Origin of the sequence: Jeotgalicoccus nanhaiensis (genome assembly GCF_015235105.1) — a bacterium.
Taxonomy (GTDB): domain Bacteria; phylum Bacillota; class Bacilli; order Staphylococcales; family Salinicoccaceae; genus Jeotgalicoccus; species Jeotgalicoccus nanhaiensis.
Genome location: NZ_JADGLW010000003.1, coordinates 302,812 through 324,370 on the forward strand (window position 1 = coordinate 302,812; position 21,559 = coordinate 324,370).

The window sequence follows — 21,559 nt, forward strand, 5'->3', positions numbered from 1 at the left end:
CGGATTTTTGCCTTTTTAATTTACCTTATTTATTCTTAAAGTTCTTAACAGCATCTGCTATATCAGTGCCGCCGTCCAGCACCTGCAGCTCTTTGCCGCGGTTTTCTTCTTTAGTAACGACTTCGTAAATTACCCCCGCCACATTTTCACGTGCAACGTTTTTAATATCGCCGAAGTATAAATCGATATCGACCTTGCCGGAACCGCCTTCGTCAGTCAGCATACCGGGATGAACAATCGTGTGGGTAAGACCGGAATTCCTTAAATAGACGTCTGCATGGTGTTTCGCAATCGTGTAAGGTTTAATTTTCTGTGCATCAGGCGTATCGAAAGCTTCTCTTCTTGAATCCCATGTCGAGACCATAACAAAGTGTTCAACTCCTGCCTGTTTACTGGCATCGACTGCTTTTACAGCGCCGTCGAGATCGACGATAATCGTTTTATCGGCACCTGTGCTGCCGCCTGAACCTACTGAGAAAACAACCTGTTCAAAGCCTTGCATCTTATCGGCCATTTCTTCTATAGAATCGTTCTCGACATCAATCAGCAGCGTTTTCATATCTTTATTTTCAAAATCAGCAATCTGTTCTTCTTTACGGATACCGGCTGTGAAATTCACTGAATTTTGTTTAAGCTGTGACGCGAGGTGGGTCCCTACGCCGCCGTTTGCACCAATAACTAAAATACTCATCTGTATACACTCCTTAAATGTTTTATTAGCACCAGTCTAACTTAAAAACTTTCTGAAAAGCTTGTTTTTTGCCTGGGTAAATGGGGCATAGCGTACAGGAATATCAATGATGGTACTGTTTTTTACGACGCTCTTTTCATGGGTAAAAGTATCGAATGAATACTTGCCGTGATAGTGACCCATTCCGCTCGCACCGACGCCTCCAAACGGCATATCGTGATGTGACAGATGCATCAGAGTATCATTTACGCAGCCGCCGCCGAAGGACAAGCGTGACAAGAGAGTTTCAACATTGCGGTCGTTTTCTGAGAAAATGTAAAAGGCGAGCGGTTTGGGCAACGTCTGCTGATAAGCAATCAGATCCTCAAGGTTATCGTAAGTGATTACCGGCAGAATCGGACCGAATATTTCCTCTTTCATGACCTCCGATTCAAAGGTGCTGTTCGGCATGAGGGCGGGCGCAATTTTTTGCGTTTCTGAACTTTTACTGCCGCCGAGAACTATTTCATTTTCGAGCAGCCCTGATAAACGTTTAAAGTGTTTTTCATTAATAATTTTAGGATAGTCTTCCCGGTGCACAGCGTCACTGTAACGTTCTTCAATTTCACTGAGCAACCGGTCGATAAACTCCTGATTTTTAGAGCTGTGAATAATCACGTGATCGGGAGCGACGCAGGTTTGTCCCGCATTGACAAATTTACCCCAGGCGATACGCTTAACTGCAACATCTATATTTGCAGTTTCATCAACTACAACGGGACTTTTGCCGCCGAGCTCCAATGTGACTGGTGTCAGCGTTTCGCTGGCAATACCCATAATCTCTTTGCCGACACTGGTGCTGCCTGTAAAGAATATATAATCATACTGCTGTTTGTTGACTTCATCATGCGGTGTGTCAGCGGGAGCGCAGTACACATACTTTTCGCTGAAAGTATAATTCAATATTTTTTCTATAATTGCAGCTGTATGCGGACTGGTTTCAGAAGGTTTCACAAGCGCGCAGTTCCCGCCTGCAATAGCGCCAATCAGTGGCATCATCGTTAAATTAAATGGATAATTCCACGGCGACAAAATAAGAACAACACCGTAGGGGTCGCGGTATACATAATTTTTAGCTGGGAAACTCATCATTGAACCTGACACTTTTTCAGGAGAGTTCCAGCTTCTTAGATGTTTAATGACGTAATCAAATTCTTTATAAACGATACCGATTTCTGTCATAAAAGCCTCGGCTTCTGATTTTCCGAGATCTTTATTTAAAGCTTCAAGAATCATCTTTTCATTAGTCTCGACAGCAAGCTTCAATTTTTTTAACTGGCGGATACGGAAACTGACCGATTTTGTATGATTTTTATAATAATATTTGCGCTGATTTTCGACTATTGACTGCATGGACATAATTATCGCCTCCAAAAAATATCTTATAATTTATAGTATTCCCTTTTTATGTTTGTTCTAATTAGGGTATATATTATTATTCCCTATTCTAATACATATAATGAATGACTTAAAATTTATGAGGAGCGGATAATACATGATTGAATTTAAAAATGTAACAAAATGCTACGGCAGCAAAACTGCGGTGGAAGATGCAAGTTTTTACGTGAAAGAAGGAGAATTCTTCGTTTTAATCGGTCCTTCGGGAAGCGGAAAGACAACTACTCTTAAAATGATTAACAGACTGATTCCGCTGACTGAAGGCTATATTTACTTTAAAGATAAACCGGTAAGCGATTATGAAGTGCATGAAATGCGCTGGGATATCGGCTATGTGCTGCAGCAGATCGCTTTATTCCCGCATATGACAATTAAAGAGAATATTGCTCAGGTTCCCCAGATGAAAAAATGGAAAGAAGCAGATATCGATCAAAGAACAGCTGAGTTAATGACGATGGTGGGGCTCGATCCTGATACATACAAAGATCGTAAACCAGCTGAACTCTCCGGCGGCCAGCAGCAGCGTGTCGGTGTAATCCGTGCACTGGCAGCAGACCCGCCCGTTATTCTGATGGATGAGCCATTCAGCGCCCTCGATCCGATTACGAGAGAAAGTCTTCAAGATGATCTAACAGCGCTGCAGCAGGAAATTAAAAAAACAATAGTGTTTGTCACGCATGATATTAAAGAAGCAATGAAACTTGGCGACCGGATTTGCCTGTTTAATGAAGGGCGAATCGAACAGATTGGGACGCCGGAAGAATTTTTAACAGCTCCTAAAAACGACTTTGTTCAGGAGTTTATAGGTTATCAGAAAGAAGAAAATGAGACGATCGGTGAATTTATCAGAGCAGATTCTGCTGAAGCTGAGGAAGCTGTTTATCCGCTTGTAGAAGAAAGTACTAAGATCGAAGATGCATTTAAAGTATTTGCTGAGCATGAGACTGTTGCAGTGAAAACCGCAAAAGGGAATAAGCTGTTAAGCAGGCGGGATGTCTTTAAACATTTATCAGATAAGCGCGGTGACAGTGCATGAATACATTTTTAGAAACTCTCAATTCACGTAAAGGTGAACTTTTATCGACACTGATAGAACATATTCAGATATCGTTTATAGCACTGCTGATTGCAGCTGTTATCGGTATACCGCTAGGCGTTATTTTAACGAAGACGAAGCGTACAGCAGAAGTAGTTATTAATATTGCGGCAGTACTCCAGACAATACCGTCCCTTGCCCTGCTTGGATTGATGATACCGCTGTTTGGTATCGGTGTTGTGCCTGCAATTATAGCGCTCGTTATTTATGCGTTGCTTCCTATACTGAGAAATACTTATACAGGCATCGCCGAGGTGGATGACTCACTGGTGGAAGCGGCCAGCGGTATTGGAATGAAACCGATGAGACGGCTTTTAAAAGTGGAAATGCCGATAGCGATGCCGGTTATTATGGCGGGTGTACGTACAGCAATGGTGCTGATTATTGGTACCGCAACGCTCGCTGCACTAATTGGAGCAGGCGGACTCGGAGATTTAATACTGCTTGGGATTGATCGTAATAACACGCACCTTATATTAATCGGAGCGATACCGGCAGCCTTGCTTGCGATACTTTTCGATGTTATTTTAAGAGTTATTCAAAATCTGTCGTATAAAAAAGCAGTGACTCTGGTAGGCACAATTTTTATCGTTATACTGCTTGTAGCACTTGCACCGCTGTTAACAAACCGCGGTGACAGTATGACAATTGCAGGGAAGCTGGGAGCAGAACCGTCGATAATTACAAATATGTATAAAATACTGATTGAAGAAGAAACAGATTATAATGTTAATGTGGAAGATGGACTGGGTAAAACATCCTTCCTTTTCAATGCTTTGGAATCTGATGATATCGATGGATATCTTGAATTTACCGGTACAGTGCTCGGAGAGCTTGTGAATATCCCGCCGGATTCAAATGAGACAGATAAAGTATATGAGCAGGCTAACGCTGCACTGCATGAACAATTTGAGATGACGATGCTCGAACCGATGGCATTTAATAACACATATACACTTGCTGTGAAAAGAGACTTTGCAGAAGAACACGGTCTTGAAACAATTGGAGACCTGAGAGAAATTGAAGACATTGTGAAACCAGGCTTTACGATGGAATTTAATGACAGAACAGAAGATGGTTATCCTGCGCTTCAAGAAGCGTATAATCTGAACTTCACTGATGTGGTAACGATGGAACCTCAGCTTCGTTATCAGGCAATTGAAAGCGGAGATATCAACCTGATGGATGCTTATGCAACAGATGCCGAGCTGAGAGAATACGATATGGTGATACTCGAAGATACAGAAGCGGTATTCCCGCCTTACCAGGGCGCGCCGATGTTTAAGCAGGAGTTTCTTGAAGAATATCCGGAGATTGTCGAACCGTTAAATAAACTCGCAGGCAAGATTACGGATGAAGAAATGCAGGATATGAACTACCGTGTCTCTGTGGAAGACGAAAGCCCTTACGATATGGCGGAAGAATATTTAAAAGAAAATAATATTATAGAGTGAAAATAAAGCATGGAGATGTGGGGATACACATGAGACTCTGTCATGCCAACCCTGGAGCTCCCGGATACACATGAGACTCCGTCATGCCAGCCCTGGAGTTCCCGGATACACATGAAACTCAATCATACCAACCCCGGAGCTCCCGGATACACATGAAAATCCGTCATGCCAACCCAAAAAGCATAGCGTTACTTTAAGGACCATGAGTTTGAGAAAAATTGTCCAGCAACCCATCTTTAATATACTTCTTTCTATAAAAAGAGGCTTGGAAATCTTAACTTCAAGATTTCCAAGCCTTTTCTCTTTTTACTTCAGGATTTTTGTCCCAGTCTCAATGCTTTCTTTAAAACTCCTCGTGTTCATTCGGATCTTGTTTATCAATTCTTCCGTCTTCTCTAGTAAGAGAATCGATTTTCTTCATTTCGGCATCTGACAGCTCGAAGTCGAAAATATCCAGGTTGGACAGCTGGTGTTCAGTGCCGGAAGCTTTTGGAATAGGTATGACGCCATGCTGATAATGCCAGCGCAGCACTATTTGACCCGCGTCCTTATTTTTCTCCTTGGCTAATGTATTTAAAGTCTCATCCTGCAAAACAGTTCTCGCACGTGAGAGAGGGCTCCAGGCCTGAGTAACTATCTCGTTGTCTGAATTATATTTTCTGACTCTTTCCTGTGAAAAGTAAGGGTGCAGCTCAATCTGATTAATTACAGGTGTGACGTCTGTTTCTTTTTTGAGACGGTCGATATGTTCCGGTTCAAAATTGGATACACCAATTGAACGGACATAGCCGTTTTTTTGAGCTTGAATTAGCGCGCTCCAGGCCTCAACATATTTGTCCTGTCTCGGGTTTGGCCAGTGCAGAAGAAACAAATCGAAATAATCTAATCCTGTGCGGAACAATGATTCTTCTATAGAAGCAAGTGCTGTACTGTAATCATACAATCCGCCGCGCAGTTTTGAAGTAACGTAAATTTCTTCTCTCGGCAATGAACTGCGGCGTATACCTGCGCCGACAGCACCTTCGTTTTCATAACGGATGGCCGTATCAATCAAGCGGTAACCATTATGAAGAGCATTTTCAACGCTTTCAGCTCCTTTTTTACCAGTGATACCCGAAGTGCCGAATCCAATTGAAGGTATTTGGTAACCATCGTGAAGTTTATACATTGGAATATCCTTAGTCAAAATCATCATCCTTTTTTTATTTTATCTGTACATTTTCTATTCTTCCCTCTTGCTGTATTTATAAACTACCTCTATTCTTCAGAATCTTCTTCCCGGCTTTCCTGATAACGGAGACGCTGACGATAACCGTAAGTACTTTCCTGAATAGTCTCTTTATCCTGGAAACCGGCCCCGATAGCGCCGGCAACTGTCGTCAGTGATGCCGCAAACCAGGCCAGTTCGAGATAGAATCTGACTCCTATATTTTCAACTTCTATAGTTGTTGCGATAAAGTCCGGCGGAAGCAATGTCGCTCCGGCTGTCAAGAATAGAAGATAGAGTAACAAGTAATAAAACAGCAGTGAGATAAATAAGGTGAGCAAGGTCGTGCTGTTATACAGCGAAGTCATGCGGCGGCTTTGTCCTTCCTTAAAGTTCTCCCACAAATCATGAGATACAATAATCCAGAGCAGCATTCCAAAAATGGAGAGCACCGAAATCGCTGCTAAACGCCATGTTGGAAACAGGTAGCTCAGATTCCACATCGTCGAGAAAATAATACCAAACGCGCCGGTAGCAAATGCTATAGCTGTAACTCCGCTTAAACTTTGCATCATGTTATAAGGATTATTGGCGAAAGTCATTCCGGTGACCAGTCTGAAAGTTCCTCCGGTTTTGGTATTCATATGAAATAAAAGATGTTTTGTTTCGGATTCCTCAAAGAAATCTTTTGCATACTGCAGTTTTGAGAAGGTGAACATATTATTTAAAGAGTGAATTTCCTCCTGAATTTCCGCTTCAATGTCATCACCGTTATCAATAATTTTCTTTATAATGCTGACAGTATTAATAATCGCGGTCTGAACTCTCTTTTTAAGCGGCCGCCACCCAAAAGCAGGAATAGACATCATAGCAATGCCATCGGAAGTATCTATATCAATGACTACTGGCTTATCATTATAAAATAAAGGCAGATCCGTAATACTGATTAAATAATCCCACTCGTTTTCCTGTAAATATTCTTCTGTTCTTGCGTATATCTTTTTTGAGAATTCAGTTTCACCGGTCAGGGGATCAACAATGATATCTATTTCCCAATCATCATTTTCAGACAGCCGTTCTTTTAAATTATCGGCCAGCTCATCTTTAATTTTACTGGCGATATTTCTTGCCGTACCCGGCGCAGCGATTATACCCAAACGAGCCATAATATTCCTCCTGACTTTTTAATTAGATTCATCGTCTTCTTCATCATCTTCCTGTAATTGATTATAGCGGTATTGTTGACGGTAAGAATAAGTCACACTGCGAATTTTCTCCTCGCTTTCGGCAGTAGAACCCAGGGCGCCTGCCAATATACCGAGAGAAGTTGTAAACCATATCAGATTTACATAATTCATTACAGTGAAATCCGTATCAGCCTGTGTCCAGTCATTAAAGATTGCCGGCGGCACAAACATAGTAATCGATACCGTAAGAAGCAGGTAAAGAATAAAGTAGTTAATGACAGTAACAAACAAAAGTGTCATAAAGGTTGTAAGATTGTAGAGCCACCGGTAATGAACTGATGTTTTTGACGATTGCCCTTCCCATAATTTATGAGCATAAATTAACCAAAAGACCATCCCTATTACAGAGAACAGTGCTAACGTTATCAGACGCCAGGCATGGTAATCTATACTGAGCTGCCAAGGGGTGGAGAATATGGAAATGTATGTACCGGTCGCAAAAGCCAGCGATACCAGCGTTTTAAAATTAGTGACAATCGACCAGGGCTCATTCATATAGGTCATACCTAAAATAATTTTCAACCAGCCGATAACATATGAATTAATAATGTAGCGGTTGGTACTCTCGTTTTCTTCTACAGGTGTTTCAGGAGAGATATTCATCACCGTAGGCGTACTGAGCTTGCTGCTGTCGAATGCTGCACTGTCCACATTATATTGATAAAGATATTCGAGATGATGTATGAGCATCCGTTTTAATTTTCTTTTTAAAATTAAAAACCCGAGGGAAGGAAGAGAGAGCAGGGAGACTGACTTGTGGGAATCAAACTCCGATACAACAACTTTGTGGTTGGATAAGCTCGGTAAATCGGTAATGCCGATTACATAATCCCATTTATTCCGCTCTTTTATATTAACCATTCTGTGAATCGTTTCATTAATATATTCAGAAGAACTCGTCAGAATACTTTCTTCACATTCAAATTTCCAGTCATAATCACTGTCTATGAACTCTTCGGCAAGCTTCGGCAGATCTTCAAGAATTTTATCAATCAGTACCCGCGGCATCCGGGGAGCTGGAATCAAACCAACAGTTAAAGAAGGCATAGAATTCTCCTTTCTGTAATCATTTAAGTAAAGCGCAGCATTATCAGCTATTACCCTTTTTACCCTGTTTACAGACATATAAATTATATTTTTGTCATTTGTGAACAAAATCACATAATGTTTTAGCAGTTTCTCCATATTATCTGAAGATTCTAATGATATAATGAATTTAAGAAAGAAAATCATTTTGGAGGTAATACAATGGCAAAGCTGCAGAACAAAGTCGTCGTTATCACAGGTGGTATTTCAGGAATCGGCAAAGCATCAGCAGATTTATTTAAAGAAGAAGGAGCCAAATTAGTACTTGTAGATCTAGATGAAGAAAAAGGGAAAAAAGTTGCAGAAGAACTCGGCGGTGAGACTATTTTCGTGCAGGCAGATGTAACGAGTGAAGAAGACGCTAAAAGAGTATTTGATAAAACAGCAGAGAAATTCGGACGTATCGATATTCTGTTCAATAATGCGGGGATCGGGGCAACTAAACCGACACATGAAGTTTCTTATGCAGAATACCGCAAGACTGTAAATGTCGACCTCGATGCAGTATTCTTATTCTCAAAACTCGCAATCGATTACTTCCGGGAGCAGGGAAGCGGAAATATTATTAACACAGCTTCCATGTATGGCTGGATTGGTGCAGCGGGTAATGCTGCTTATAACGCAGCGAAAGGCGGTGTCATTAACCTGACACGCTCGCTCGGTATCGAGTATGCTAAAGAAAATATCAGGGTAAACGCATTATGCCCAGGCTTCATTGATACACCGATTATTCCGGCAGAAATGAAGCAGTCTTTATCGGATATTACTCCAATCGGTCGTCTCGGTACATCTGAAGAGATGGCTAAAGCAGCCTTATTCTTGGCTTCGGATGACTCTTCGTTTATGACAGCAAATACTTTAACTGTCGACGGAGGATTTACAGCACAATAAATTATAACGGCAAAACAACGTCCGCAGCAGTTTGCGGACGTTGTTTTTTAGTGCTTATCTTTAATTAATATAACGGTGTTTCATCAAGTCTTTCAGCATGGAAATTTCATATCTTAAACGTTTACCGATTTCTGTATCTCTGACTTTTTTACGTTCGAGTTCTTCATCGACAATTCTTCTGACTGCGAGTACATCAGACTCGTTTTCCAGCACTTTGTCTTTGGAGTTAAATTCCTGATGAGCCACCAGCTGCATGCCGTATGAATTAAACAGCAGTGTGTAGCCGGCAATACCTGTTGTCGACTGATAAGCTTTGGAAAAACCGCCGTCGATAACAATCAGTTTGCCGTCGGCTTTAATAGGGTTTTCACCTTCTTTTTCTTTAACAGGTGTATGCCCGTTTATAATATGGCCTTCTTCAGGATCTAAATTGAACTCTTTTAAGAATGCTTCTGCCATTTCAGGCTGCTCCCGCAAATAATAGTACGGGTTTTTTTCTTCCTTATGAGTTGCTTTGTCACTGATAAAGTATCTCTCAAAAGTTGTCATTGCCCGTTTTCCAAACAGCGATGATTTTTTTCCGGTCCATAAGTACCAGATTAAATCCGTGGCGAGATCCTCGGTTTCATCGAGATTCGCAAATGCCCGGCGCAAGTATTTTTCGAACTGGTCGAGGAGTTCCCGGCCGTAATATACTTGCCCGTCGATTTCCATACCTTCCATTTCGCAGTCTTCCGTCACCGGAATACATCCGTGTATCAGCAGGTTACCGTTATAACGCAAGTAAAGGTTACCTTTTTTCATCATGAAATTCATATGCCTTTTAAGTTTTTCTGATTGCTGCACTGATATAAGGAGCGTATTCATAACATTCATTTCTTCATCGGTAAGTACCGCGGGATTATTAGGATTAACCGTTTGGAAGCACGTGTTTTCAAGCGGGTAAACTTTACCGTCCACCATATATTCCATCGTGTCGTAATTAACATTTTCTAACACCAGCCGGTCATTCATGTCGAAGTTCGGACGCCTTTTAATAATCGGTGCTTCCAGCTTAAACTGGATAATCGATATAGCCTGCTGAACTTTTGTCATCTGGAGCTGTTCGTGCGCAGATAAAATTTTGTCAGATGTTTTTTTCGGGTGGAAGGCAGAATTATCATCATAATATTTTTCAGCGAGTGTAAAGAGGGGACGGAGATTAATACCGTACGCATCTTCAATAATATCGAGATTATTGTAACGGGCACAGATACGTATAATATTTGCCAGACATACTTTGGAACCGGCATATGCTCCGAGCCAGAGGACATCGTGATTTCCCCATTGAATATCGACAGAGTGATAATCGATTAAAGTATCCATGATTTGATCAGGCTCGGGACCGCGGTCATATATATCGCCGACGACATGCAGATGATCAACGACCAGTCTCTGGATGGTAAAAGAAAGACCGGTAATTAATTTGTTTGCCTGACCAAGTTCGATAATTTCGCTTAAAATACGATCGTAGTATCTTTTTTTATTATCGTGCTCATCTTTTTTGTACAGCAGCTCTTCAATTATGTAAGCAAACTGCTGAGGCAGTGCTTTACGTAATTTGGAACGAGTATATTTTGAAGAAGAATGAGCGACAAGCTCTATCAGCTGTTCAATCTTAGCTTTATACCAGTCAGCCAGTTCATTTTTATCCGTAAACTGATTTGTAATCAGCTTTAATTTTTCTTCAGGATAATAAACGAGAGCAGCCAGTTCGCTGAGTTCAGATTCGGTCAGACGGTCTTTAAACATATCGTCAATTTTTACTTTCACGTTGCCGGAACCGTTTCTGAGCACGTGCTGGAAGGACTGGAATTCCCCGTGCAGATCACTCACAAAATGCTCAGTTCCTTTAGGCAATTCCAGAATAGATTCCAAATTTATAATTTCTGTTGCAACTTTTTCTTCTGAATTAAACTTTTCAGCGAGGAGCTGAAAGTAACGTGCTTTATAATCTGTATTATTGTTGTCCGATACAGTCACTGATTAACACTCCTATTGTAAAATCTCATAATATCTCCATTATATCCGTAACTGTATAAATGATAAATGATTTATCGCGTATGAAAATGTTTGCTTGTAAAAATAACAGGATATTATATGAATAACAAGTCGAAGGGAGAGCTTACAGTGAAAATTAAAATATTTGGCCTGCTGCTGGCTTCGAGTCTGGTTTTAGCAGCATGCGGCAATGAGGAAGAATCTGCTAATGAAGATACAACGGAAACTGATGGCGGTCCGATAACTGACGAGGAAACAACTGATGAGGATCAGGAAACAAGTACGGACTACGGCGGCACGGACAACGATGCTGCGACGGAAGAAAATACTGAAGACGGCAACGAAGACAGCAGTGATGAATCAGACGAAGAAACATCTGCAGACCCGTCAGGTTCGAGCGATCCTAACAGTAATACATCTGAAGAAGCTGAAAGTACTGAAACAGAAGGCACATCAAATGATAACAGTGACAGCAGTTCTAGTTCTGAAACCAACTCTGAAACAATAGCGCTGGAAGACATCAGCTTAACTGCAGATGATGCTATTTCTCTTGCTGAAGGAGAAGCTGAAGGTGATCTCCATGAGATTTCTTTCGAGAATGAGGGGAATGGATGGGTTTATAAAGTAGATTTAAATAACGGCAGCGAAGAATCTGAAGTCGTAGTCGATCTTGACACAGAAGAAATCGTTGATGTCAGAACTGAACAGGAAGACGATGATGATAACGATGATCAGAATGACGTTGTCGATTACGGTTCATTAAACGAAGCATATGATGCTATCGATGAAGCAATTGCCGATCTCGGCGGTGGTGAAGTTAGAGAATGGTCTTTAAGTATGGATGACGGAGTAGCTGAATACGACATCGACCTTATTTACGAAAATCAGAAATATGAATACACAATTGATGCGGAAAGCTTAGAAATCCTTAATAGCGAACAGGATGACTAAATTAAGAAGTACTTTTAAGTCAATAAAAAGACGCCCCAAAAACGGGGCGTCTTTTTATCTTGAGACATTCAGCATTGCGGTCTGTCTTTCTTTATATAGTTTAAACAGCACGTTATGACTTGGTTTCTCAACGTAATGAAGTATAAGATGTGCTAGCACAAGACTGATACCAAGCGGTACGACGAGAAAGACTTCGTGTACATAGCCTAGAGATTCGAGTTTTTGAATAATGACATAACCGATATTCTGATGAATTAAATACAGCGGAAAAGATAAGGCGCCGAGATAAACAAGCGTATCTGACTTCAGCCACTGCATTTTATTGTTCAGTACCAGGTAAAAGACTGTGATAAAAAATACAGTAAAGAGACCATTTGTGAAACCTTCAAATGAAAAATCGTAAATAAGGGACAGGGCAATCATCAAATGATATTTTAAATGGTTGCCGTGCTGCCATATATAATAAAACATAATTCCGATAATGAACATCTGACAGTAATTGGACATTGAAAACTTCTCAATTAGTGCCGTTGTCTCATTGCCTGCAAGACCATTTGTAATTTGTATCAGTGCAGAAGCAGCGAGCCAGACACCCGTAAACAGCATCACTCTTCGTTGCAGATTGAAAATCAGGAGCAGTGCCATTAACAGATAGAATGTCAATTCCACGCGCAGTGACCAGTACACGCCATCGACATTCTTAACACCGAAGAAGTCCTGAAACATTGTCATGTTAATAAACATATCAGCAACCCCCGCTTTAAGGGTATCGACAGAAGATATTCCAACTACGATGAAGGTGACGATAATCGCAAAAATGTAAGTAGGATACAGCCGGATTGCTCTTTTCGTTAAGAAGTCAGGTGTCGATTTTACTTTCAGAACCGACATGTAAATAACGAATCCGCTGATGATAAAAAATAATTGAACGCCGTAATGTCCGAACGACAGTATATCTATATAATTTTCTTTTATATGTCCAAACTTTTCATCATAAAAAACAATGTAGTGGTAAAGCACGACGACAATGGCCGCGATACCTCTCAATGCATCAATTTCAGTAAATCTTTTCTTTTCAGCCATTATGATACCCCTCATAGTCCGGCAGATTTTTATATGTTCTCTGCGTATTTTGCGGTGTTTCCAATGATTGAATCACTATATATCATCAGCGGGAGAAAATTCAAATAAAAAGCGGCTGAGTGAAAAAAGGGATGAATATAAATATATTCAACACAAATAATCCATGCATTAGTTTCCCAAAAGAGTCTAATGCACGGATTTTAACTGTGTTTTATGAAATGTTTTATCTTCTTAAAGTTCTTTGTTCCTATGCAGAAATCATTCTATTAATCATTCTGTTCTTTTTTCTTAGTAACATAACTCAGTAAATCAAGCATGATTCTAGCAGCAGTTTGACCAGTCATACCGGTTAAATCATATTGAGGTGCAACTTCAACCAAATCAAATGCAATAACTTCTCCATGATTTGAAATAGCTTTTAACAACTCATTTACTTCGTCATAGTACAAACCGCCTGGAGAAGGTGTTCCTGTTCCTGGAGCAACTGATGGGTCGATACCATCTATATCAATTGTAATATAGTATTTTTCTCCTTTAGGCAATAACTCCAAAAGACCTTCAATGCCTTTTTCGCGCATTTTATTTGGTGATAAAATCGTCGCTCCATATTCTCTGGCTGCATCGACATCTTCTTTCAGACTGCTGCTGATACCCCTGATACCAAACTGGAATATATCTTTAACATGTTCCAGTTCTGATAATCGTCTAATACAGTTACCGTGTCCGTAACGCATACCTGAACGATGATCAGCCCAGTCGAGATGTGCATCTATTTGAATTACATGGAAAGGGCCTAATTTTTCTAATCCTTTGCCGACAGGCGCAGTAATAGAATGATCTCCACCAATTACAACAGGCATTGCGCCTTTATCCACAATTTTACGAATTGCTTCTTCAGTATTGTCGTGTGATTGCATAATATCACCATGTATAATGTCTACATCTCCGCAATCCACTACATTCCATCTTGGGCCCAAATAAGTAATATCATTTTCAATATCATATGCACCATCTAAACCAAAGCTGTATAAAGTAGAGCCTTCCCGGACGGCTCGAGGTCCCATTCTTGCACCAGATCTCCATTGAGTCCCCATGTCATTCGGGACACCTATGACTGCTACATCTGCGTCGAGTTCATCTAAGTCTGCACATACCGGATATTTACCAAAAGTCGTGATGCCTGTAAAAGGCAGATTTAAAAATTGTTTTTCATCAGGATTAACCATAATAATTTCCTCCAATATTTAACCATTAGTTTATTTTACTCGTTGCGAGTATAGGTTTAGTTTTAAGGCCTTCTTCCGGACTCATTGTTTTAGCTACAATCCAAATCGACACAGCTCCGAAAGCCAATGCTGTGAACATGCCGCCAGAAGCGGCGAGATGAATATTTGAAGTTATGGCTTCCACAGTTCCATATACAGCTGTTGATATAGCCAGGCCAAACGAGTAACCGAGCGAGCTGGCCATTTTGTAGATGCCTGAAGCGACTCCAACTTTATCGTTACTAATATGAACGACTGAAGTATCAAGGGATGGTGTCGCATACATTCCAATACCTATTCCAGCGATTAGGAAGCCGATGAAAACTACGATGACATAAAGTATGTCAGGTAGAAATGTCATTGCGGCTAAGCTCATACCTATAGCGGCAATAAAAATTGCCCAAAGCATAGGTTTTCTTGCGCCAATTTTTTGAAGCATACGCTCACCGACACGTATCATTATCAGTAAAGCGACTATATTTCCAATAGTCAGAAGTCCGGTTTCGAATGCCGAAAATCCTCTTGCTATTTGAACATATGTGTTTGCTACTACTATAGTGGCTGCGATGCCGTTTTGCAGAAAATTGGAAGTTACAGCCCCGGTGTAAGGACGTGACTTAAATAAATTGAAATCGATAAATTGAAATTTACGTTTTTTCTCATACATGAAAAATAAAACTGCTAATATTAAAGTAACAATCATCAAGCCGATAATAATTGGACTGAACCAGCCGAACTCTTGCCCCTGCGTAATTACGATATTGACACCAAGAAGTAAGAAGATGAAAATTGCGAATCCAATATAATCAAAAGGTTCTTTCTTGTAATCGTTCACTTTACTTTCTTCGATATCTCGGAGAATCCACATCGAGATAAGAGCAACGATTATCGAGAATATAAAAATCCATCTCCAGTCCATATATGTCGCAACGAGACCTCCTGCCAGCGTAGCTACGCCTCCTCCTCCCCATGAACCGAAGGACCAGTAGCTTAGTGCACGCTGTCTGTCAGCTTCATTAAAGGCTGTCTTAATAAGAGCAATGGTAGCGGGCATGATAAATGCAGCGGAAATCCCTTGTATTGCCCTGCCTATGATAAGAAGTGAAGGCCCCTGTGCAATAATTACTAAAAAACTTCCTAAAATACTTAACCCCAACCCGAAAAAAGTCATTTTTTTACGACCTGAACGGTCGGAAAGACCTCCTGCCACCACGATGAACAAACCGGAAAATAAGGAAGTCAAGCTTGTGGAGATATTTAATGTACCAAGCGAAACGTCCATGTCTGCCGTCATAGCGGGAAGGATGTTAATCATAGATTGAGCAAACATCCAAAACGTTAATACAGCCAGAACAATACCGACAATATATAAGTTAGCTTTTTTGTTAGTTGATGAAATTTTCAACCACCCCTTAGTATTTGAAAAACTGATCATCCGTTATGTAAGCGCTTAATAGGATAACTTCAGTGTAAGTGATACAATTATATTTTAAAAATATATAATTTTTATATAACTATAAATAATATTTATAATAAGTGAGGGGAATTGTGATGGATATTAAACAATTGCGTTATTTTCACGAAATAGTTAAACACGGAAAGGTCAGTAGAGCGGCGAATTCATTATATGTCTCCCAGCCGTCACTCAGCATGTCTTTGAGCAAGTTAGAAAACGAAATTGGTTTTAAACTATTAGAACGTAATGATGGGACTTTTAAGCTTACAGATGCCGGAGCGGAGTTTTACAAACATGTAAAACTGGTGCTATCAATTTTCGAAAATATGGAAGATGAAGTTGAATATATTGGTAAAAGAGGCAGCGGACAATTGAAAATGGGGATTACAGAACTTTTCAGAGCTGTAATACCGGAATTATTTGATATATTTCTCGAGAGCAACAATAACTTCGACATTAAATTAACTGAAGGAACGACTTCGCATATCATAGATCAGCTGCGTATGCATCAGCTTCATTTTGGTTTAACAACCTTAAGTTACTTAGACGAAGATATGGAATCAATATATTTAGGTCCGAATCTTCATTCACTCCTCGTCCACAGAGATATTCCTCTGTCGGAGCTTAACAATGTCAGCCTCCAGAATTACCAGAATCACACTTTAATTTTCAGCGAGGGATCATATGAGTTAAATGAATTTCTTCATAAAAATAATCTGAAATTCAGAAATGTCATTAGGGTCGATACTATAGGTACCGCAGTACGTTTAGTGAAAAAAGGACTTGGAATTGCAGTTATGCCAGAACTTTATGCGAGTAACTATACAGATGATGATGTAACGAGTGTTTCTTTAGATTATGATTTAAAAGGTCCTGATTTATATCTGTCATATATGAAAAACAGGTATTTTACGTCGGATATTGAAAAGTTTATAAATGTGACAAAAGAATATTTGGAGAATTAAGAAAGGGAGTGCATAACGTTATGCACTCCCTTTCTCTGTAACGCCTACCGTTACTTTATTTTATTCAAAACAGTGCGATAGCCGTCACTGCCGTAATCAAGACAGCGTTTCACCCGTGATACAGTGGCGCTCGATGCTCCTGTTTCTTCCTGAACTTTAGAATACGTTTTGCCTTCATCGATAAGCTTTGCGACCTGAAATCTCTGTTTTAATGCCACAAGTTCATTGGATGTGCAAATATCATCGAAAAACTTATAGCATTCTTCTTTCGTCTCAAGTGACAGAATTCCGTCGAACAGATCGTCGAGTTCCTGACCTTTTAATTTATCTATTTGCATAGCCTCAGCTCCGTATAAATAAGATAATAATACTTTAACATACTAAAGTGGTAAAGAAAATGGTTGTGTATATTAAATATCTTTGTTACTATTTTATTTATTGGCAACTCTTTATCTCGCTAAAGTGTTAAAGGAGAGTAATTATGACAAACAACAAATTCATTTTGCAGCGGCTCGCTCTTGGACAAAAATATCTGGAGCAGCTTGATGATTCAGGGTACACTCTGGTTGATATGAATATGATAGAACCTTTTTCAATCGATGATAAATATCATCACCCGACAAGTGTAGTTTTTGAAAGAAATAATGCAATGTACGCCATTCGCAGTGACTGGACAAGGACGCTGCTGAATTTCAACAGCAACTTTTATTCAGATGACAAGCGTTTTGGTTATTTTGGGCCTGTTGTCAGAGAGAATGAATCATTCTATCAGGCAGGTGTAGAAATTTATAAGGCAGCGGAAAAGGATATTATCGAAGCGCTGTTAATGCATATGAATTTTGTTGAAGAATGTGCAGAAACACAAATCAAAACACTCGTTATAAATAATGATCAGCTGATTGATTTATTTATTGAAAAATATAAGCTTCCTGATTCAGTGCGCCAGCTCATTTATACAAAGAACATTTCGGAGCTGCGTCAGCAGCTCGGTAAAGATCATGATTTGTATAAGATTATGAGTGCCAAGGTAAGCGATCAGTTTAAGATGGTGAGTGAGATTTTCGGCGATACGGAAGTTATGCAGGCAATTACACATTTAAAAACAAAGATTTCATCACAAGATAGAAAATTCATTTTGGATTTATCGTTCCGTTCGCCTCAAAATTACTATAACGGTTTGTATTTTCAGGCATTTTTAAATTCTAACTCACCGATATTAAGCGGCGGGCAATATAACAGCAATGCATTCGGCATTGCGTTAAATCTCACAGACGGAGGTCTTTTATGATTACAGTAGCATTATCCAAAGGACGTTTGTTTGATGATTTTGTTTCTTATTTAGAGAAATATGAACTTTATAAATACAGCAAGGTACTGAAAGATGAATCACGCGCGCTCTATACGATTGTGGATAATATCCGCTTCATTTTTGCAAAAGGACCGGATGTGCCTGTCTATGTTGAACGCGGAGTGGCAGATATCGGTATTGTTGGCAGTGACATTATTGAAGAAGAGGTGTTCAGCTATTTAAATGTATCTGAACTGCCTTTCGGAAAATGTCATTTTGCGCTGGCGGGTCCGCCGGATGTAGAACATTTTAATACTGTAGCTTCTAAATATACTAATATTGCCCGTAACTATTTCAACGGACAGCAGCAGCCGGTGTCGCTGATTCACCTTAATGGTTCAGTAGAACTCGCGCCGATCCTCGGACTGGCAGACGGTATTGTGGATATTGTACAGACAGGGAATACTTTACGTGATAATGGTCTGCTTGAGTATGAAAGAATTCTCGATGTACAGGCGCGTCTGATTGCGAATAAGCAGACGTTCTATACGAAGGAAGACAGCATCTATGAATTTTTAAGTGAAATTGGAGTGATTGGATGAACGCGGAAACCTTTAAACAGATATTTACAAGTGAGGACAGCACAGATAAAGAAAACATAGATAATGTTCTGTCTATAATTGAAGATGTGAAGCAGAACAAAGATGAAGCCTTAAAGAAATATACAGCACAGTTTGACGGGCGGAAGCTGGATGATTTTAAAGTGCCCGAGGAAAAACTGAAAAACAGTTTTGATAATTTAAGTGAAGAAGAAAAGAATGCGCTGGTTCTTATTAAAAAACGCATTGCTGATTACCAGCAGTCGATAAAATATAAGGATTTCGAGGATGGAGAGTTTTCCTATGTCTACCATCCCTTGGAACGGATTGGCATTTACATTCCGGGAGGTACAGCGTTATATCCTTCAAGTGTACTGATGTCAGCAGTTCCTGCAGCAGTGGCAGGGGTGGAGAATATCGTTGCTGTAACGCCGACTTTCGACGATGAAAATATTACTTTCGCTGCACTTTACATTGCAGGCGTTACAGAAGTGTATACGGTGGGAGGCGCTCAGGCTGTCGCGGCGCTGGCTTACGGAACAGAAACTATTGCGAAAGTAGATAAGATTGTCGGCCCCGGTAATAAGTATGTTGCACTGGCAAAAAAACAGGTATTTGGAGATGTCGGCATTGATATGATCGCGGGACCGAGTGAAATCCTTCTGTACGTCGATAATTCTGCAGATTATACAGCAGTCGCGTATGATATTTTCGCCCAGGCTGAGCACGATGTAAATGCAAGAACCTTCCTCATAACAGAATCACAGGATGTTATTGACGGTATCCAGCTTGAAGTCAATCGCCTGACTGACTCGCAGACACGAGCAGATGTCATCCAAAAATCGCTCGAGAATAATCACTATCAGATTATTGACAGCAGGAAAAAGCTTATAGAAATTATTAACTTTATCGCTCCGGAACACGTATCAATTCAGCACCGGGATGAAGAAGATATTGCCCGTGCAATACGCTATGCAGGTGCGGTTTTTATCGGCAAATACTCACCGGAAGCAATCGGCGACTATGCAGCGGGACCCTCACATGTATTACCGACAAATCAGACAGGCCGTTTCAGTCACGGTTTGAATGTAAATGATTTTCTGACAAGTCATGCAGTGATTAATCTAAAAGAGGGAACATACAGTAATATCGCAGGAGCTGCGAAAACAATCGCAAAAAAAGAAGGGCTCGATGCCCATTATGAATCATTAAATATTAGAACGGAGCGGTAAAATGATCAGTATGGACAGAAATACCTCACCAAAGTCGCCTCTCTCGAAGGAACAGATTCTTGAGGCGGTAAATAGCACCGATATTGAATTGTACCCGGAAGAAGAACTCGGACGTTTTAAAGAATTATACGCAAAACAAAACGGATTTTCGGCAGAGAACATTGAAGTGGCGAACGGCTCGGATGAATGGCTGCAAAAAATTATTATGACGCTGGGAAAGAATGGTGTAATGTCGCTCAGTCCGGATTTTGTAATGTATCAGACCTACTCAAACCAGGTCGGATACCGTTATTATTCTGTACCGGCGCGTGAAGATTACTCATTTGATTATGAACTTGCAGTAAATGAAATTAAGGCTAAAAAGCCATCTGTATTTTTTATTTCAAATCCGCATAATCCGACAGGTGTACTGCTGCCAAGTCATTTTATAAAAGAACTCGCTGATGCAATGAAGTCTGTTGGAGGATATCTGGTCATTGATGAAGCATATGGGGAATTTGCTCTGGAGCGCCCAATTCCCGAAGGGGACCATATTATAATTGTGCGGACAATGAGTAAAGTATATGGTCTTGCAGGACTCAGAATCGGTATCGCGATTGCGACAGGAAAAACTTATGAAGCGATTACGCGAATTAATCACCCGTATCCTTTAAATGGCCTGACACTTAATCTCGGAAGCGCACTGCTCAGCGATCAGAAGCGGCTGAACGAATGGTTCGAATACCAGAAAGACCTGCAGAAATCACTTGCTGATGCATTTGAAACAGTCCGCCGTCATATTAAAATTAAACCTACACATACGAATTTTGTGTTTATATACGGTGATAAAGCCCGGGATTTATATGAATATCTTTATCAAAATGGGTACAGGGGCAGAGTGTATGATGATGCGAATCTTAAAAATGCAGCCCGATTTTCAATTGTTCATGAAAAAGAGTATCCAAAACTGAAAGAACTTATTACGAAGTGGGGTGAGTCTCATGACTAAATACAGTAAAGACAGGGAAACCAAAGAAACCAAAATAAGCATCGAAATAGATGACGAACGAAATTTTAAAGAATCTGAAATAGAAACGGGTCTCGGTTTTTTTGACCATATGCTGACACTGTTCAGTTTTCACTCGGAGCTGTATGTCAATATTAAGGCCGAGGGGGATTTACATATCGACGGGCATCATACCGTTGAGGATATCGGTATCGTCCTCGGACAGCTTTTGAGAGAGCTGTACGCTGAAAAAGAAAGCTATCAGAGATACGGATCGATGTATCTGCCGATGGATGAATCACTTGCACGTGTAGTGCTGGATTTATCTGGAAGACCACATCTCAGCTTTAATGCGGTTATATCGAGAGATAAGGTAGGGGATTTCGATACGGAACTCACAGAAGAGTTCTTTAACGCTGTCGCTATGAATTCAAGAATGACGCTCCATATTGATTTACTAAAATCAGGAAATTCGCATCACGAAATAGAGGCAATATTTAAAGGCTTTGCACGCAGTTTGAAGCTTGCACTGCAGCCGTCAAAAAGCGGTATTCCGTCCTCGAAAGGCGTAATTGAGTAATTACTG

At 40.3% G+C, this 21,559-nt stretch carries 20 protein-coding genes; 10 read left to right on the plus strand and 10 right to left on the minus strand.

Going from position 1 to position 21,559, the window contains the following annotated elements:
- Positions 1 to 25: 25 nt before the first annotated feature.
- Together IR135_RS06050 and IR135_RS06055 are read right to left on the minus strand one after the other, a co-directional pair.
- Complete coding sequence (locus IR135_RS06050) at positions 26 to 691, minus strand: NAD(P)-binding oxidoreductase (protein WP_135097680.1); 666 nt, start codon at positions 689 to 691, stop codon at positions 26 to 28.
- A 36-nt stretch (positions 692 to 727) separates the two neighbouring features.
- On the minus strand, positions 728 to 2,089 hold the full coding sequence (locus tag IR135_RS06055) for an aldehyde dehydrogenase (RefSeq protein ID WP_135097683.1): 1,362 nt from the start codon (positions 2,087 to 2,089) through the stop codon (positions 728 to 730).
- 136 nt (positions 2,090 to 2,225) lie between these two features.
- Between IR135_RS06055 and IR135_RS06060 the strand changes: the two genes are divergently transcribed.
- Positions 2,226 to 3,164 (plus strand): ABC transporter ATP-binding protein, encoded by a 939-nt coding sequence (locus IR135_RS06060; protein WP_135097686.1) that lies wholly within the window; start codon positions 2,226 to 2,228, stop codon positions 3,162 to 3,164.
- Positions 3,161 to 4,678 (plus strand): ABC transporter permease/substrate-binding protein, encoded by a 1,518-nt coding sequence (locus tag IR135_RS06065; RefSeq protein ID WP_135097688.1) that lies wholly within the window; start codon positions 3,161 to 3,163, stop codon positions 4,676 to 4,678. The genes IR135_RS06060 and IR135_RS06065 overlap by 4 nt, the downstream gene beginning before the upstream one ends.
- Positions 4,679 to 5,021: 343 nt before the next feature.
- Here IR135_RS06065 and IR135_RS06070 read toward each other — a convergent pair whose 3' ends face one another.
- The 3 genes from IR135_RS06070 to IR135_RS06080 all read right to left on the minus strand — a co-directional run bounded on the left by IR135_RS06070 (position 5,022) and on the right by IR135_RS06080 (position 8,179).
- Positions 5,022 to 5,867: an aldo/keto reductase gene (locus tag IR135_RS06070; protein ID WP_209307407.1), complete on the minus strand. Its 846-nt coding sequence runs from the start codon at positions 5,865 to 5,867 to the stop codon at positions 5,022 to 5,024.
- Between the two features lie 68 nt (positions 5,868 to 5,935).
- Positions 5,936 to 7,051: a 5,10-methylene-tetrahydrofolate dehydrogenase gene (locus IR135_RS06075; protein ID WP_135097691.1), complete on the minus strand. Its 1,116-nt coding sequence runs from the start codon at positions 7,049 to 7,051 to the stop codon at positions 5,936 to 5,938.
- An 18-nt stretch (positions 7,052 to 7,069) separates the two neighbouring features.
- Complete coding sequence (locus tag IR135_RS06080) at positions 7,070 to 8,179, minus strand: hypothetical protein (protein ID WP_135097694.1); 1,110 nt, start codon at positions 8,177 to 8,179, stop codon at positions 7,070 to 7,072.
- A 201-nt stretch (positions 8,180 to 8,380) separates the two neighbouring features.
- On the opposite strand from IR135_RS06080, the gene IR135_RS06085 reads away from it, so the two are divergent.
- Positions 8,381 to 9,109 (plus strand): SDR family NAD(P)-dependent oxidoreductase, encoded by a 729-nt coding sequence (locus tag IR135_RS06085; RefSeq protein WP_135097696.1) that lies wholly within the window; start codon positions 8,381 to 8,383, stop codon positions 9,107 to 9,109.
- 60 nt (positions 9,110 to 9,169) lie between these two features.
- Here IR135_RS06085 and IR135_RS06090 read toward each other — a convergent pair whose 3' ends face one another.
- Positions 9,170 to 11,131, minus strand: a complete 1,962-nt coding sequence (locus tag IR135_RS06090) for a fructose-1,6-bisphosphatase (RefSeq protein WP_135097699.1) — start codon at positions 11,129 to 11,131, stop codon at positions 9,170 to 9,172.
- Positions 11,132 to 11,278: 147 nt separating this feature from the next.
- Here IR135_RS06090 and IR135_RS06095 point away from each other — a divergent pair, with 147 nt between their 5' ends.
- Positions 11,279 to 12,100 (plus strand): PepSY domain-containing protein, encoded by an 822-nt coding sequence (locus tag IR135_RS06095; protein ID WP_167753375.1) that lies wholly within the window; start codon positions 11,279 to 11,281, stop codon positions 12,098 to 12,100.
- A 54-nt stretch (positions 12,101 to 12,154) separates the two neighbouring features.
- Here the strand turns inward: IR135_RS06095 and IR135_RS06100 are convergent, their stop codons facing one another.
- The 3 genes from IR135_RS06100 to IR135_RS06110 form a co-directional block, all read right to left on the minus strand.
- Entirely contained in the window at positions 12,155 to 13,183 is a 1,029-nt protein-coding gene (locus IR135_RS06100; protein ID WP_135097704.1) for an acyltransferase family protein, read from the minus strand.
- Positions 13,184 to 13,449: 266 nt separating this feature from the next.
- Positions 13,450 to 14,409 carry an agmatinase gene (gene speB / locus IR135_RS06105; protein WP_135097707.1) on the minus strand — a complete coding sequence of 320 codons (960 nt, stop codon included), beginning with the start codon at positions 14,407 to 14,409 and terminating at the stop codon, positions 13,450 to 13,452.
- A gap of 25 nt (positions 14,410 to 14,434) precedes the next feature.
- Complete coding sequence (locus IR135_RS06110) at positions 14,435 to 15,853, minus strand: MFS transporter (RefSeq protein ID WP_228063439.1); 1,419 nt, start codon at positions 15,851 to 15,853, stop codon at positions 14,435 to 14,437.
- A 146-nt stretch (positions 15,854 to 15,999) separates the two neighbouring features.
- Between IR135_RS06110 and IR135_RS06115 the strand changes: the two genes are divergently transcribed.
- Positions 16,000 to 16,869, plus strand: coding sequence for a LysR family transcriptional regulator (locus IR135_RS06115; protein ID WP_135097712.1), 870 nt, complete (start codon positions 16,000 to 16,002; stop codon positions 16,867 to 16,869).
- A 50-nt stretch (positions 16,870 to 16,919) separates the two neighbouring features.
- On the opposite strand, the gene IR135_RS06120 is transcribed toward IR135_RS06115, so the two are convergent.
- A complete protein-coding gene (locus tag IR135_RS06120) occupies positions 16,920 to 17,207 on the minus strand; it encodes a YerC/YecD family TrpR-related protein (RefSeq protein WP_115884926.1) in 288 nt (95 codons plus the stop codon).
- Between the two features lie 143 nt (positions 17,208 to 17,350).
- Here IR135_RS06120 and IR135_RS06125 point away from each other — a divergent pair, with 143 nt between their 5' ends.
- The 5 genes from IR135_RS06125 to hisB are packed head-to-tail and all read left to right on the plus strand — an operon-like array spanning position 17,351 to position 21,553.
- Positions 17,351 to 18,157: an ATP phosphoribosyltransferase regulatory subunit gene (locus IR135_RS06125; RefSeq protein ID WP_135097714.1), complete on the plus strand. Its 807-nt coding sequence runs from the start codon at positions 17,351 to 17,353 to the stop codon at positions 18,155 to 18,157.
- Positions 18,154 to 18,759, plus strand: coding sequence for an ATP phosphoribosyltransferase (gene hisG, locus IR135_RS06130; protein ID WP_135097717.1), 606 nt, complete (start codon positions 18,154 to 18,156; stop codon positions 18,757 to 18,759). Before IR135_RS06125 ends, hisG begins: the two co-directional genes overlap by 4 nt.
- The gene (gene hisD, locus IR135_RS06135; RefSeq protein WP_135097720.1) at positions 18,756 to 19,988 is read left to right on the plus strand and encodes a histidinol dehydrogenase; all 1,233 of its coding nucleotides are present in this window, start codon (positions 18,756 to 18,758) and stop codon (positions 19,986 to 19,988) included. The genes hisG and hisD overlap by 4 nt, the downstream gene beginning before the upstream one ends.
- A 1-nt stretch (position 19,989) precedes the next feature.
- Entirely contained in the window at positions 19,990 to 20,976 is a 987-nt protein-coding gene (locus IR135_RS06140; RefSeq protein ID WP_135097722.1) for a pyridoxal phosphate-dependent aminotransferase, read from the plus strand.
- Complete coding sequence (hisB, locus tag IR135_RS06145; protein WP_135097725.1) at positions 20,969 to 21,553, plus strand: imidazoleglycerol-phosphate dehydratase HisB; 585 nt, start codon at positions 20,969 to 20,971, stop codon at positions 21,551 to 21,553. Before IR135_RS06140 ends, hisB begins: the two co-directional genes overlap by 8 nt.
- Positions 21,554 to 21,559 lie beyond the last annotated feature (6 nt).

Bases quoted from the DNA above. Each gene is read 5' to 3' on its own strand.
- hisG (WP_135097717.1), top strand. From the start codon at position 18,154: ATGATTACAGTAGCATTATCCAAAGGACGTTTGTTTGATGATTTTGTT.
- IR135_RS06100 (WP_135097704.1), bottom strand. From the start codon at position 13,183: ATGGCTGAAAAGAAAAGATTTACTGAAATTGATGCATTGAGAGGTATC.
- hisD (WP_135097720.1), top strand. From the start codon at position 18,756: ATGAACGCGGAAACCTTTAAACAGATATTTACAAGTGAGGACAGCACA.
- IR135_RS06120 (WP_115884926.1), bottom strand. From the start codon at position 17,207: ATGCAAATAGATAAATTAAAAGGTCAGGAACTCGACGATCTGTTCGAC.
- IR135_RS06050 (WP_135097680.1), bottom strand. From the start codon at position 691: ATGAGTATTTTAGTTATTGGTGCAAACGGCGGCGTAGGGACCCACCTC.
- IR135_RS06055 (WP_135097683.1), bottom strand. From the start codon at position 2,089: ATGTCCATGCAGTCAATAGTCGAAAATCAGCGCAAATATTATTATAAA.
- hisB (WP_135097725.1), top strand. From the start codon at position 20,969: ATGACTAAATACAGTAAAGACAGGGAAACCAAAGAAACCAAAATAAGC.
- IR135_RS06125 (WP_135097714.1), top strand. From the start codon at position 17,351: ATGACAAACAACAAATTCATTTTGCAGCGGCTCGCTCTTGGACAAAAA.
- IR135_RS06140 (WP_135097722.1), top strand. From the start codon at position 19,990: ATGATCAGTATGGACAGAAATACCTCACCAAAGTCGCCTCTCTCGAAG.
- IR135_RS06065 (WP_135097688.1), top strand. From the start codon at position 3,161: ATGAATACATTTTTAGAAACTCTCAATTCACGTAAAGGTGAACTTTTA.
- IR135_RS06080 (WP_135097694.1), bottom strand. From the start codon at position 8,179: ATGCCTTCTTTAACTGTTGGTTTGATTCCAGCTCCCCGGATGCCGCGG.
- IR135_RS06085 (WP_135097696.1), top strand. From the start codon at position 8,381: ATGGCAAAGCTGCAGAACAAAGTCGTCGTTATCACAGGTGGTATTTCA.
- IR135_RS06115 (WP_135097712.1), top strand. From the start codon at position 16,000: ATGGATATTAAACAATTGCGTTATTTTCACGAAATAGTTAAACACGGA.
- IR135_RS06060 (WP_135097686.1), top strand. From the start codon at position 2,226: ATGATTGAATTTAAAAATGTAACAAAATGCTACGGCAGCAAAACTGCG.
- IR135_RS06075 (WP_135097691.1), bottom strand. From the start codon at position 7,051: ATGGCTCGTTTGGGTATAATCGCTGCGCCGGGTACGGCAAGAAATATC.
- speB (WP_135097707.1), bottom strand. From the start codon at position 14,409: ATGGTTAATCCTGATGAAAAACAATTTTTAAATCTGCCTTTTACAGGC.